Genomic DNA, 13641 nt, shown 5'->3' on the forward strand with positions numbered 1-13641 from the left:
TGTCAGTCTGTAGAGCGACCATAAGACCAGAACAGAGTAAATCTGTTAAGGCAGGTGCGGAACCCCGCAAGGGAAAGAAGCAGAAACCTAAATCGTGAGGTTTGGGAATCACCGTCCGTTTACGGCGGTGAGGATGTCAAAGGTCACTTTCATCTTCGAGATAAAAATGTTATCAAAAGACAACAAGAGGTAATTCTCCCGCTACAATGTGATATTGAGTTGTCAAGAGAACAGTAGAGTAACCACCAATTGGATGTAGATGTCCCAATATACCACTAAAAAAGCAACGGAAAACCCTGTGGTGTCCGACCAGTCCTCCAAGAATCCCTTTTCACTATTTGGTCAATTTTGGGAAAGCCTAAAAATTGTGGCTCAACCCTATTGGTATCCAACGGAGTTAAATGGACGTGCCTTTGGAGATGTGATCATTTCTTGGGGAATGTCAGCTTTGATCCTTTTAAGTATCTTGGCAACGGTGGGGGTAGAAGCTTTTAGTAGCTACTGGAATCGTTATGTACTCGATATTATTATTGAAGATAGAGATCTTTCTAAATATCTAAATACGCTGTGGTTATCCAGTTTGTTGATTATATTAACAACGGGGTTATTTGCTTTTTCTCAATTTATTCGTCGCAAAGTAGCCTTAGATTGGTATAAGTGGTTAACGAAACAAACCGTTAAAAAATATCTCAATCATCGCGCTTATTATAACATTGATTTTACCTCAGCTTTAAAAAATCCCGATCAAAGATTATCTCAAGAAATTGAACCAATTACGACCATGACCATGAGGTTTTTAATTACCTTCGTGGAAAAAGGGTTACAAATGATTACTTTTGCGATTATTCTTTGGACAATTTCTCGGCAAATTGCGGTTTATCTAATAATTTATACGATCGCAGGAAATTTAATAGCAATTTATCTAACTCAAGAATTAAACAAAATTAATCAATCTGAGCTTAATAATAAAGCTGATTATAATTATGCTTTAACCCATGTGCGTAACCACGCCGAATCCATTGCTTTTTTTCAGGGAGAAGAGCAGGAAGAAAAAATCATTGAAGGCCGTTTTCAACGGGTTATTCAAAGCTCGGAAAAACTGATAAATTGGGAACGGTTTAATAATCTTTTTAATCGGGGTTATCAGTCAGCGATTAGTGTATTTTCAATGTTTATTTTGACCCCCATGTTTATTAAAAACGAAATCGATTATGGGGAAATTAGTCAAGCGAGTTTATGCTGTTTCCTTTTTTCTAATGCCTTGGGACAATTAATTACTGAATGGGGAACATCGGGTAAAGTTTCAAGTTATATTGAACGGTTAGCTACCTTGACAGATGCCTTAAAAGTTGCCAGTGAAGATCCGAAAAACTTAAGTCGCATTACCACCCTGGAAGATAATCGTCTAGCTTTTGAAAATTTTACCCTACAAACTCCCGATTATGAAAAGGTAATTGTGGAGAATTTATCGGTTTCTGTCCCTTTGGGAGAAAGCCTACTCATTATTGGTCCGAGTGGTCGAGGAAAAAGTTCCTTGTTACGAGCAATCGCCGGTTTATGGAAAGCTGGTAGTGGTCGTTTAGTACGTCCTCCTTTAGCTGAAATGTTATTTTTACCCCAACGTCCTTATATTATTCTTGGCAGTTTACGCCAGCAATTACTTTATCCCCATACCAATGAGCAACTGAGGGATGAAGAATTAGAAAATATCTTAAAAAAAGTCAATCTTCAACATTTATTAACTGACAAAAATAGCTTAGACAAAGAAGTCAATTGGGAACAGATTTTATCCCTCGGAGAACAGCAAAGACTAGCTTTTGCTCGACTATTAATCACTAAACCCACTTTTACTATCTTAGATGAAGCAACCAGCGCTTTAGATTTGGTAAATGAAGCCAGCTTATATCAGCAATTACAGGAAAGTAAAACCACTTTTATTAGTGTTGGTCATCGGGAAAGTTTATTTAATTATCATCGATGGGTCTTAGAGTTAACAGAAAATTCCCATTGGCAGCTGTCAACGGTAGAAGATTATCAGCGCAAAAAAGTTAATAACATAGTGATGATGTCAAAAAAATCAGAAAATTTTTCGGCGGTAAAAATAGAGACTTTGTCTGAGGTTAAAACTGAGCATGATGCGGAAATTGCCGGAGTTTCTGAAATAACTGAAGGTTTGTCCCATCAACAAATGCAGTCCCTAACTGATTATTCTTTAAGTAGCGTTCGTAATCGAGCCAGTTTAGGTAAAATCATTACTGCCAAAGATGGTTTTAATTATCATTATGATAAAGACCCAAAAACCTTAAAATGGGTGAGAATATAGCTAATGGGTTGACAAACAGATTGAAAGTGAGACAGGGTGTGGGGGGTAGGGAAAATTTTTCAGACTTCCCCCTCTCAGGAGAACTAGAGAATGAGGTTTTTGCTGGGTAAGTTGATTAACAAGCTACTAACTGATAACTGATAACTGATAACTGATAACTGATAACTGATAACTGATAACTGATAACTGATAACTGATAACTGGTATAGGAGTTTTATCAAATGAAAGCACTGGAAAAACTGGTGACGGAACGATTATATTTAGTCCCCTTCAAGCTTGAACTTCTCAAGGCCGCAATTATAGGTATCGATGAATTAGCAACAATTTTGGGGGTAAAAGTTGCAGCTGACTGGGCCGAACAAGAGTTGATTCAAGCTTTCCCTGATATTGCGAATATTTTGCTGCAATTCCCCTTACAAAATGAGTGGGGGTGGGGGAGTTTAATTATTCATCAAGCAGAAAATACCCTTATTGGTCATGTGATGATCAAAATTATTCCTGATGTCACAGGTTTACCCACAGATGCTGTAGAAATTGGCTATCAAGTAGCACCGTTATATCGACGACAAGGCTACGCATCTGAGGCGACAAAAGCAATGATGGACTGGACACTTTCTCAACCTGGTATGCAAACAGTGACCGCTGGCTGCGCTCCCGATAATATAGCTTCAAAGCGAGTTTTAGAAAAAATCGGCATGGATCTGATAGAAGCACGAGAGAAAGTCTTGGTCTGGAAATTAAGTAGGGTTTGCTGAAAAAGTTTGTTGGTGGGGTTAGGAGCCAGTTATCAGTTATCAGTTATCAGTTATCAGTTCACTGAGAAAACTCCCCACTTCCCCACTTCCCACACCCTACACCCCACACCCCACACCCCACACCCTACACCCTCTTTCAAGTCAGTAGTCGGGGGGAAATCTGGAGTCAGAGCCTCGTCGATGCGATAAAATACTCTGGCTCTGTCTTTGCCAGTTTATGAGTTGACGAGAATTTCAGCGATCGCCTGGGAGATAGGAAAATAAGGAGGATAAAGTTCTAGCCAGAAAAACTCGCCAACGGGATTAATTTCTAAAAAGATATAACGTTCATCTGGTGTGACAATCATATCAATTGCACCATAATTAAGACCGAAATATTTCATTAATTCTAGTAGTTGCTTTTCAATAGTTTTCGGTAAATCGTAGGGTTGCCATTGTTGATGGAGCGCTCTTCCCTCTTTTCGCCAATCGTAGATAGCGCCGTCTAATTGTTGGGAATTAATCGCCGCCGTAAATATTTGTTCACCGACGATAGTGATGCGTAATTCCAAGGCTTTAGGAATGTTTTCCTGAAAAGTCATGGGACAAAATTGCAAACCTTCCAAATTATCTAGGTCTTCCTTTGTAACAGGACTGGTAAAAACAACCATTTCCTCTTGCTTGTCTCCATAAATAGCAAATTGAGAAAGCATTTTAGTCACAATTCCCGTCGCTTCAAACTCCTGAGCAAATTGCTTGACAGCTTCAGGATTATTAGAAGTTAAAGTCCCCGGAATTAATAAACCTAATTGTTGCGCTACTTGTAACTGCAATTGTTTATGATTGGCATGATCTACCTTGGCAATTGGGTCAAGATGAAAACCAGATAAACTAGCAATCATTCCTCGAATACTTAACCGACATTCCTTAAGAGAAGCTTCGCGAAATTGACTATCCATCCCATCGGGTAATTTTAGTCCGTATCTCATGCGTCGATACCAAACAGAAGAAACTTCTTTTAGCTCTAATTTTTGTTCTCCATCGGTAATAATTCCGCCTTTTTGACCGCCTGAGTAAAGATCAACTTTCACCTCTGTAGGGAAGCGATCGGTATCAAAACGGAAGGCTTTTTTCCCCATCGTTTCTATGGCTTTGATTACCAGAGGAATACTTTCATTATCGTGGCTAAAAGTAACAATTAAAACGGTCATAGATTTCCTTGATGATTTGGGATTTTGGATTGAGAATCCTGATTAGATTTGGGATTAAGAATCTTGATAATCCTAAAATCCTCAAAATCCTGATTAGGTTTTGGTTTGATTTTTAGCCTACTAAAAAATCGGCGATCGCATGAGAAATAGGTAAATCTAAATCCCGTTCTAACATTCCCCACTCACCACCCGGATTAACTTCTAAAAAAACGTATTCTCCCCCAGGAGTTAAGATAAAATCAAACGCCCCAAAATTCAACCCTAAATTAGCCATAAAAATCTGAAGTTGCTGCAATAGTGAATCGGGTAAAGTATGATGTTGCCAAGCACCTGGATCAATACCAGGTCTTCGCCAATCTACGGCAGAATTATTATACTGAGAAGATTCTAAAGCTCCCACAAATGTCTGTCCATTAACCACGACAACTCTCAATTCTAATTGTTTGGGAATTTCCGCTTGAAAAACCATAGGACAATAGCGTAAAGATTCCGCTTCCTCAAGGTCTTCTGCTTTCACCCTACTGGTATAAAGAAAAAATTCCGGCGACTCCATACTGTGGGCGATCGCAGTTAACAATTTACTCACCATTCTTCCCTGAACCTGGGAAAAAAACTCCCGGGCAGCATCAGGATTATTGGTAACTAAAGTGGGGGGGATAATCAAGCCAACTTCTGAGGCCAAACGAAGTTGTAATAACTTATTTTTAGCCCTCTCAATTTGCGCTAAATTATCTAACCAACGCGCTGACCTTAAACTATCCCAAAAACTAGCCAAAGTCGTCTGGGATTCTCGCACACAAGCCTCCCGAAACTGAGGATCTAAATCCGCTGTTATTTCAGGTTGCCAAATACGTCTTGTCCAAACAGATTGCACCTGTTCACTATCAATAGATTGATGGTTATAGGTTAATTGATAAAAACTTTTTTTCCCATTAAATTGGGCTGTTAGTTGAACCTCTAAGGGAAATTTATCGGTATCTAAGCGAAAAGGTGTGGCTCCTTTTTTTTCTATCGCCTCAGCCACGCGGTCAATCGTGAAAAAATCGCCGCTATGGGTCAACAATAAAACAACTTTAGGCGATTCTTTCATGTCAATTGCAAATCCCTATATTTTAACCCATTTTAAGGCTTTTGGGCGGATATTTATCGAGAAGAATCTCAATAAAAGGCGGAAAAAATTGCTGCTTTTGCTTAACTAATTGCAGTATTTGTTTTTTTCTTGAGTAATTACTAAAGTTACTTTACAGCACTTCTCAGGATCTCAACGTATAGTTTTTTGGCTGCGAGCCTTGCTTAGTGGAGCTTTTAGCTTTTTGTCTGTACGGTGTAATCAAGAAAAGTGCTGCAATTACTCATGTAACCTGAGTTTAATACTCTTCCCAGTCAGAAGGGTATTTGAGTGTATTGATGAACTCAGGCTCAGGGGAAGGAGACTTGATGGAAGATTCCTCTTTGCTTACGGACAAGAAACGAGCAAAGAAAGGATGTGCTTTACCTTGTTGATCGTTGGGATATGCCATTGTTATTCCTCTGGTAATTTTGAGTGAACAAGTTTAATCACTCAGATAAAAACAACCACCTGTACTTACCCCTAAAAGCTTTGCTGTGCATGGCTTTCAGAATCGGGATTGTGCAAATAATTTGCTTTTATTTGGGTGATGGAGACCATAGTAACCACTAATCTGGCCAATGTCAAGCATTTAAGAAAAATTTCAGAAAAATTTCCGCTAAATCCGACATTCAGCACATCTTCATATACTTTTATATATTTTTACATTCCCCAAGATGTTTTAACGAAAAACCTTGATTGTAGAAACTACTATTGAGAACATTTTCAATAATTGATTTTTTCTGAGAAAAAAATTTACAATTCTTCACCTTGATCAAAATCCATCATTGTAGTTATAATTCTTACTGGCAAGGGTTTGGAAGGAATATATTAGTAAAAATCATCAATTGAATGTTAAGAAGTGCGGAAAGTGGGATTTAATACTCCACACTTAAAACTCAAATCTGATAACTGATCACTGATAACTGATAACTGATCACTGATAACTGATCACTGATAACTGATAGCTGCACGACTACTTAGTACAAACGCTTACGGGGGCGATAATTAGCCACGGATTCCACTAAACCCAAGGCGATAAAATTGGTTAATAAAGATGAACGTCCATAACTTAACCAAGGTAAAGGAATCCCTGTAATCGGGGCTAATCCCACGGTCATGCTAATATTAAGAATTGCCTGAAAAGCGATCATCGAGAGAACACCGATCGCTATTAAAGAACCGAAGTTTTCTTTAGCAGTATTAGCAATGACTAACAAACGCCAACAAACTAACCAGAAAGCTATTAAAACTAGAATACTGCCGACAAAACCGAATTCTTCCCCGACTACGGAGAAGATAAAATCGGTGTGTTGTTCGGGAATAAAATTTAATTGGGTTTGGGTGCCTTGGTGTAATCCCCGTCCCAATAATTCTCCGGAGCCGATGGCAATGCGGGATTGAATTAATTGATAACCTCCCCCCAAAGGATTCTTTTCTGGGTGAAGAAATAGGGTTAAACGATCTTTTTGATATTCTTTTAATAAACCCCAAAAAACCTCGCCTAATTTACCCACTGCCAGATTAGTTGCCACCACGATGAAAGTAGATAAAAAACGGTAGGGGAGGGTAAACCAAGCAAGGACAGCGATGATAATTGCTAAAACAATCCAAGCAGGAAAAAGTAAATTAAACAGAAAAACCGATGCGAGGGGAGATAACAGGATAATCATCCAAGGGAGTTTCGCATTAGCCCAGTAAATCATGCCTAGGGTAATTGCTCCAAAGACTAATCCTGTCCCCAAGTCCGGCTGCGCCATAATTAACACCCAGGGGATGGCAGTGACGGCAAATACACGAGCGATCGCAAAAAGATTATCGGCGGGACGATGATGTAGGAGGGCTGCCAGAGTGATAATTAAACCTACCTTGGCAAATTCCGACGGTTGCACATTAAAACTGCCGATATTAATCCAACTTTGCGCCCCATTCGCCGTCACCCCTAGGATAATTACCGCAATTAGGGAGAGATTGGTGAGAAGATAGGTTAACCAGTGCCATTTCAGCAGACTTTCGTAACGACAACGGGCCAGAAATACAGCGATCGCCACTCCCCCGGCACCGAATAACCAGTGTTGCCACCAGTCGAGAGCGGTGGTGTTCCTTTCGGCACTACGAATCATTAAACCACCGAAAACGGTTAAACCCGTCACCAAAACGAACAAAAGCCAATCAATTTGGGCTATATCCCGGAAAATGAAGCTAAACTGCTCGTTAAAACCCCTTAGTTTCCTACTAATAAGGGACTGTCTTCTCACCATTTCTCTCCCCAAATTTACTGACTAACTATAGGCTGCTACGGATACTTTCGCCGCCACCTGACGAGCGATCGCTATCAGGGCTTTAGCTGAGGCCGATTCCGGTTGCCCCACAACCACTGGTACACCAGTATCACCGCCCTCCCGTAGGGATATCTCCAGAGGCACACATCCCAGTAAAGGAATGCCCAATTCTTGCGAGGTTTTTTCCCCACCACCGGAACCAAATAGATCATAGGAGCGATCGGGCTGATCGGGAGGGATAAAATAACTCATATTTTCTACGATACCCAAAACCCGCGCCCCTAGCTGTTGGAACATTTTTAAACCCCGGCGCGCATCAATTAAAGAAACCGTCTGGGGAGTGGTGACAATCACCGCACCCGCTAGGGGGACCGATTGAATTAAAGTTAATTGTGCATCCCCAGTACCGGGAGGCATATCGACGATTAAATAGTCTAAATCGCCCCAATTGACCTGATAGAGAAACTGACGGATAATGCCGTTTAACATCGGACCGCGCCAGATTACCGGTTGATCGGGGTTGATCAAAAAGCCCATGGAAACCATTTTGATGCCATGGTTGAAAGCGGGTTCCAATATCTCACCATTTGCGCCCTGTACGGTCACTTGTGCGTCATTTAAGCCCAACATTGTCGGGGCGTTGGGTCCGTAGATGTCCGCGTCTAATAGCCCCACTTTTGCCCCTAAATGAGCCAAGGCGACGGCGATATTCACAGCCACGGTACTTTTTCCCACACCGCCCTTACCACTGGAAACGGCGATAATATTTTTAACCCCCTCCACGCCTTGGCGATCCGGTAAAGCTTTTTGTTGCGGGGTTTCGGCAGTTACATCCACGGCAACACTTTCCACACCGGGCAGCTGTTTAACGGCTTTTTGGCAGTCTTCAACGATAAATTCGCGCAAAGGACAGGCAGGAGTCGTCAAAACTAGGGTAAAGCTAACTTTTCCGCCATCGATCGCCACATTGCGGATCATGTTCAATTCCACTAGGCTTTTTTGCAGTTCCGGATCTTGAACGGGACGTAATACTTCTAAAATCGATGCGGTATCAAGGGGCATGGTTTCAGTGTCTCTAGTCAAGTATTGTTCTTATGGTTATTTATCTTAACCTTGATGCCCGCACAGTTATCAGTGGGGAGTGGGGAGTTTTTTGCTGTGAACAGTGAACAGTAAGTAGTCGTGCAAAATTAATTTCCTAGTGAAGATAGGCAAGAGGCAAAAGGCAACAGGCAAGAGCGGGGTTAGATATGTGTAATTAATTTTGCTTAGGTACTTAATCAGTGAACTGAAAGCTCACATCTGTTCACTGATAACTGATAACTGATAACTGATAACTGATAACCCCCACTTCCCCATTCCCCCATATCTCTATATCTCTAGATTACGCTAATAGGATCGCCGACTTTAATTGTACCTGTCTTTTCTGGGATGACATTTTCTCCGAACATAATTCCCCCGGGGAAACTGCGAAAAGTTCTTAAGGTTTTTAAAGGTTCTTGCTGGGGATTTCTTCTACCTGTTTCTTGATCGGTGGTGGTGATAATACAGCGACTACAGGGTTTAACCAGAGAATAGGTTATCTCACCAATTACTATTTTTTGCCAACTACTTTCGCTAAAAGCTTGATCGCTACTAATAACAATATTAGGACGAAAACGATTCATCGGCACTGGTGCAACTAAACGCCGATTTAAGTCCTCTAAAGAAGCAGTATTAGTTAATAAAATTGGATAACCATCGGCAAAGCTGACGGGAGTATGATCGTTCCCCGCATACTGAGGATTCGCAGGACGCAGGTAATCGGGAGATTGTCGCAATAAACGACAAGGAATGTCCAGAATTTTCTCAAACCATTCGGCGATTTCATCCCCTTGATCGATGGCTATGGTTTGGGATTCCCAGATTTGAACTGCTCTTTTTTCCCCTGTGAAATTAGGCTGAAAAGTCAGGCAGTCTTGAGATGTTTTTAGAGAAAAATTATCTTCGGTAATCGTGACAGAAACCGTGGCTAATTGCGGATATTCCCTTTGAGTGATAAATTTACCCTTGCCATCCACTAACATCATTTCCCGATCCCAGAGTAAACCTTTAGGAGTCACTTCAGCTTGGGATAATTGAATACCTCGACAGGATTTAATCGGGTAGATATAGAGATCAGTAACCTGCATTTTCTTTCAGTATTTCTACATATTTTTTCGCCACATCTTCCCAAGTCCAGAGATTAATTTTATTGGGGATATCTTCGGGTAACAAGCGAGGAATCGGATTGAGGATAAATTGTTCTAAACAGTTGGCTAAACTCTCCGCATCTCCCCTAGGATAGAATTGCACTCTTTCGGGACAATTATATAATTCTACCTGTTCTTGAAACACTTCTAAATCGGAAGCGATAACGGGAATACCTTGTAAAATGGCTTCCGCTATTGCTAATCCAAAACCTTCGTATTTTGAGGGAAATACCACACAGGAACAGGTTTGATAATAAAATTGTAAGGTCTCATAGTCTTGATAACCTAATCCCTTGATATGACTCTCGAAAATTTCTTGATTTTCCCGATAAACTCGGGTACATTCTTTGAGATAATCTTGGTATTCTTGAGTTTTGGATTGTTGAGATAATTGCAGATTTCCACTAACTAGATTATCGGTTTCTTTACCGATGAAAACTATTTGAAATTTTAAACCTTGTTTCGCTAGTTTAATGGCTGCTTTGAGCAAAGTCAGATGATCTTTGTAGATACCAAAGGAGGAGGGAAAATAAAAAGTAACTAGCTCACTTTTGACTAAATCACTCTTGGGATTAGACTGCTCGACAAATCCTGCTAAGGGTACAGGTTTTAACTTACTAGCATAGGTAGCATTGGGAAAAACCTTTAAAACATCGTCTTTAGTTTTTTGGGAAATCGTGAACAGTAGATCGGCCTTATCTAACCATTCTTTTAAGACTTCATTGTAGGGTTCTTGATAGGATTCTGAGTAAGTTAAGGGAGCAAATTGCCAAAAGACATCATAAATAATGCCACTTAAAGTAACCTTGACATTGGGGGGAGAAATCCGATTAGTCATCCCATACAAACAGTGATCAGCTTGGTAACGCTTGATAATCTGATTAATTCTTGCTTCGATGCGTAAAAGTTCAATTCTACGAGAGAAAAGACGATGAAGAGAATTCAGTCTTAGGGTTTTATAAAAATTTGCTATAAGACCATAAAAAAAATAGATTAATTTTGTCTCAAAACTCTGGGGGTAAAAAGCAAAATCCTCATAGATAAGTTTATCGGAATCGGGCATTAAAGACTTAAAATATTCAATATCATTACGAGGAAGGACGATAATAATTTGTTCGACGTATTCTAATAAGCTAGGTATTAAAGAGATAATGACTCTTTCTACTCCTCCTTTGCGATAAAACACGATCGGGATGACAATTTTCATAGATTTCCTTGTCGATAGCTGGCAATAAAAAGATTGATTTTTGACTTGAACCCATTATATGATAGGCTCGAATTGTTCTACTGAGTCGAGAAATCGAGTTAAATTCGAGAAACTAAGACTCTATCACCCATCGCCCCTATTTTTCCTCGATCTTGGAGAAAAAGAGTGTCACAAGCTACTCCATCCCTACAATCTAATCTCAAACAATGGCTACGGGCCAGCGCACCTTCCCTATTTCAAATTAAACAGCGTTTGAGCGCCCGTCGTTGGCCGAAAAAATCGATCGTTATTTACACAGAAAAATATCGTCCCATGCGTCCGGCGGAAATTTGGCAACGGGGGGCCAGTGGCACCCAGGCATCGGTGGCTTTTTTAGCGCAGGAATGGACGAAACGCGGCTATAAAGTGACGATTTTTGGCAATTGTGAGGGTATGGAAGGGGAACAGGACGGTATTCGCTATGTTAATTATTACCACATGAATTGGCAGGATCACTTTGAGACATTGGTGATCTCTCGTCATCCCACCTATTGCCGTCCGGGTACCAAGGCAGAACGAATTTTTTTTGATTGGCAAGATATTAAAGTGCCGGCAGACTCCTATACCCCGGAAATTTTGGCTAGATATGACAAAATTTTCTGTAAAAGCCAATATCAACGGGATTTACTGGATTTCTGTGCCGATCATCAATGTCCGATTGTTCCTAATGGTATCGATACTTCCCTTTTGGCTGTAAGTGAGACAGTGCCGGAAAGTGACTATCTTCCCTATCGTCTAGTCTATGCCTCTCGTTATTATCGCGGCCTAGAGTCGATGTTAAAGCATGGCTGGCCGATTATCAAGGCGGAAATTCCCGCGGCCGAGTTACATCTCTACTATGGTTTTACTAAACGGGATGGCATTGGCGATCGCAAGGAATGGTGCGATAATTTAATCGCTTTGATTAAAGCTAGTGCGGGGGTAGTTGATCGGGGAATGATGGGTTATCGTCAACTAATCGAGGAAAAAGCTCGCTCTGCTATTCATTACTACGGTTGCACCTATCGTGAGATCGATTGTATTTCTGTGCGCGAGTCGGCAGTGGTGGGCTGTCTGCCGGTGGTGACGGATTTTGCCGTTTTTCGAGAAAAAGACTACTGTGTGAAAGTGCCGGGGGAAGTAACCGATCCGGCTACTCAGGAAGCTATAGCCTGGAAAATTGTCGAATTACTGAAAAATCCCCAGCTTTTAGCCCAAGAGCGCGAAAGATGTCGTCAAATTGCCCTAACTGACACTTGGGAGCGATCGGCCGCCGCTTGGTTAGATGTGATTGAAGCTGATGCTTAGATTCGCATTTCCTCTAAAACCCTGGCTACCCTTAGGATTAAGTCTTCGCGATCGGGAGCGGCGATGATTTGCAAACCTAAAGGTAACTGGGATGGACGTTTAATCGGCAAAGAAAGGGCAGGTAAACCGATAAAAGAAAAAGGTTGGGTGAATCTGCCTAAATTAGGTCTAATTAATAGCTCTTGCCCGTCAATAATCATTTTTTCTACTCCTAACGGTGGCGCAATACAGGGAATCGTCGGGGTGAGGATAATATCGACTTCGGTGAAAATCTCTCGCAGACGATCGCGATACCAACGGCGAAAACGTTGAGCCTGTAAATACCAGCTAGAGGGAATTAATGCCCCTGCCAAGAAGCGATCCCGGGTTGCGGGGTCAAAATCCTCTAATCTGGTCTGTAAACGCGGTAAATGCCAATTTGCGCCCTCGGAAGCGGTAATTATATAGGCGGCTGCTCTGGCGCGGGCGGTTTCGGGAATGGTGATTTTTTTGGTAACTCCTAAACGTTCGGCGATCGCTGTCACCGCCTCGATTACTTCTGGTTCGGCTCCCTGCTGAAAATAATCGTCGGCAAGGGCTATTTTTACGCCCTCTAAGCCATTTAAAGGGGCTTTAAGGTTATTTTTGGCAAAAAGACTCCAAATAGCCGCCATATCCGCCACATTGCCGCTAAAAAATCCCAGATGATCCAAACTACTAACGAACAAAAATAAGCCCTGACGGGATACGCGCCCAAAGGTGGGTTTTAGCCCCACCACGCCACAGCAAGCGGCGGGAACCCTCACCGAACCATTAGTATCGGAACCGAGGGCGAGAGGCACTAAATTAGCGGCAACGGCGGCGGCGGAACCACCGGAGGATCCCCCCGAGACGCGACTAGGATCGAGGGGGTTGGGAGTTGCTCCATAATGGGCATTTTCGGTGACAAAACCGTAGGCGTACTCATCCATATTGGTCGCCCCCACCAAAACCGCCCCGGCTGCTTCTAGGGTTTGAATAGCGATCGCATCCTGTCTTGCTGGGGGATTATCTCGATTGATTTTGGAACCTGCTAAAGTGTTGACATCCTCACCGCCGTAAAACGGACGGTGATTCCCAAACCTCACGATTTAGGTTTCTGCTTCTTTCCCTTGCGGGGTTTCGCACCTGCCTTAACAGATTTACTCTGTTCTGGTCTTATGGTCGCTCTACAGACTGACACCGCAAGTCCTGCGGCCAA

10 protein-coding genes and 1 pseudogene are annotated in these 13641 nt (G+C 41.7%); 3 read left to right on the forward strand and 8 right to left on the reverse strand.

Features of this window, described 5'->3' with window-relative positions; all coding sequences use genetic code 11:
- The first annotated feature begins 259 nt into the window (after positions 1 to 259).
- Both IM322_RS21840 and IM322_RS21845 read left to right on the forward strand, forming a co-directional pair.
- The gene (locus IM322_RS21840; RefSeq protein WP_287077883.1) at positions 260 to 2323 is read left to right on the forward strand and encodes an ABC transporter ATP-binding protein/permease; all 2064 of its coding nucleotides are present in this window, start codon (positions 260 to 262) and stop codon (positions 2321 to 2323) included.
- 221 nt (positions 2324 to 2544) lie between these two features.
- Entirely contained in the window at positions 2545 to 3078 is a 534-nt protein-coding gene (locus IM322_RS21845) for a GNAT family N-acetyltransferase (RefSeq protein WP_046662770.1), read from the forward strand.
- A gap of 215 nt (positions 3079 to 3293) precedes the next feature.
- Here IM322_RS21845 and IM322_RS21850 read toward each other — a convergent pair whose 3' ends face one another.
- The 7 genes from IM322_RS21850 to IM322_RS21880 form a co-directional block, all read right to left on the reverse strand.
- Positions 3294 to 4268 carry an MvdD family ATP-grasp ribosomal peptide maturase gene (locus IM322_RS21850; RefSeq protein WP_159249523.1) on the reverse strand — a complete coding sequence of 325 codons (975 nt, stop codon included), beginning with the start codon at positions 4266 to 4268 and terminating at the stop codon, positions 3294 to 3296.
- 112 nt (positions 4269 to 4380) lie between these two features.
- The gene (locus tag IM322_RS21855; RefSeq protein WP_287672683.1) at positions 4381 to 5358 is read right to left on the reverse strand and encodes an MvdC family ATP-grasp ribosomal peptide maturase; all 978 of its coding nucleotides are present in this window, start codon (positions 5356 to 5358) and stop codon (positions 4381 to 4383) included.
- Positions 5359 to 5635: 277 nt separating this feature from the next.
- Entirely contained in the window at positions 5636 to 5788 is a 153-nt protein-coding gene (locus IM322_RS21860; RefSeq protein ID WP_287672681.1) for a microviridin/marinostatin family tricyclic proteinase inhibitor, read from the reverse strand.
- A 568-nt stretch (positions 5789 to 6356) separates the two neighbouring features.
- Positions 6357 to 7637: a rod shape-determining protein RodA gene (gene rodA, locus IM322_RS21865; protein ID WP_287672679.1), complete on the reverse strand. Its 1281-nt coding sequence runs from the start codon at positions 7635 to 7637 to the stop codon at positions 6357 to 6359.
- 21 nt (positions 7638 to 7658) lie between these two features.
- Entirely contained in the window at positions 7659 to 8720 is a 1062-nt protein-coding gene (locus IM322_RS21870) for an Mrp/NBP35 family ATP-binding protein (protein ID WP_287078207.1), read from the reverse strand.
- A 317-nt stretch (positions 8721 to 9037) separates the two neighbouring features.
- On the reverse strand, positions 9038 to 9829 hold the full coding sequence (locus IM322_RS21875) for an MOSC domain-containing protein (protein ID WP_287672678.1): 792 nt from the start codon (positions 9827 to 9829) through the stop codon (positions 9038 to 9040).
- Positions 9816 to 11096, reverse strand: a complete 1281-nt coding sequence (locus IM322_RS21880) for a glycosyltransferase (protein WP_287672676.1) — start codon at positions 11094 to 11096, stop codon at positions 9816 to 9818. The genes IM322_RS21875 and IM322_RS21880 overlap by 14 nt, the downstream gene beginning before the upstream one ends.
- A gap of 165 nt (positions 11097 to 11261) precedes the next feature.
- Here IM322_RS21880 and IM322_RS21885 point away from each other — a divergent pair, with 165 nt between their 5' ends.
- A complete protein-coding gene (locus IM322_RS21885; RefSeq protein ID WP_287672674.1) occupies positions 11262 to 12422 on the forward strand; it encodes a glycosyltransferase family protein in 1161 nt (386 codons plus the stop codon).
- On the opposite strand, the pseudogene IM322_RS21890 reads toward IM322_RS21885, so the two are convergent.
- Positions 12419 to 13480, reverse strand: a pseudogene (locus tag IM322_RS21890) (AtzE family amidohydrolase); the annotation flags it as partial. The gene IM322_RS21885 and the pseudogene IM322_RS21890 sit on opposite strands and share 4 nt — an antisense overlap.
- Between the last annotated feature and the right edge of the window lie 161 nt (positions 13481 to 13641).

Source organism: Microcystis sp. M109S1 (assembly GCF_020247025.1).
Lineage (GTDB): Bacteria > Cyanobacteriota > Cyanobacteriia > Cyanobacteriales > Microcystaceae > Microcystis.

Excerpts from the sequence above, each read along its gene's own strand:
- IM322_RS21840 (WP_287077883.1), top strand. The coding sequence starts at position 260 with ATGTCCCAATATACCACTAAAAAAGCAACGGAAAACCCTGTGGTGTCC.
- IM322_RS21855 (WP_287672683.1), bottom strand. The coding sequence starts at position 5,358 with ATGAAAGAATCGCCTAAAGTTGTTTTATTGTTGACCCATAGCGGCGAT.
- IM322_RS21875 (WP_287672678.1), bottom strand. The coding sequence starts at position 9,829 with ATGCAGGTTACTGATCTCTATATCTACCCGATTAAATCCTGTCGAGGT.
- IM322_RS21850 (WP_159249523.1), bottom strand. The coding sequence starts at position 4,268 with ATGACCGTTTTAATTGTTACTTTTAGCCACGATAATGAAAGTATTCCT.
- IM322_RS21860 (WP_287672681.1), bottom strand. The coding sequence starts at position 5,788 with ATGGCATATCCCAACGATCAACAAGGTAAAGCACATCCTTTCTTTGCT.
- IM322_RS21870 (WP_287078207.1), bottom strand. The coding sequence starts at position 8,720 with ATGCCCCTTGATACCGCATCGATTTTAGAAGTATTACGTCCCGTTCAA.
- rodA (WP_287672679.1), bottom strand. The coding sequence starts at position 7,637 with ATGGTGAGAAGACAGTCCCTTATTAGTAGGAAACTAAGGGGTTTTAAC.
- IM322_RS21880 (WP_287672676.1), bottom strand. The coding sequence starts at position 11,096 with ATGAAAATTGTCATCCCGATCGTGTTTTATCGCAAAGGAGGAGTAGAA.
- IM322_RS21845 (WP_046662770.1), top strand. The coding sequence starts at position 2,545 with ATGAAAGCACTGGAAAAACTGGTGACGGAACGATTATATTTAGTCCCC.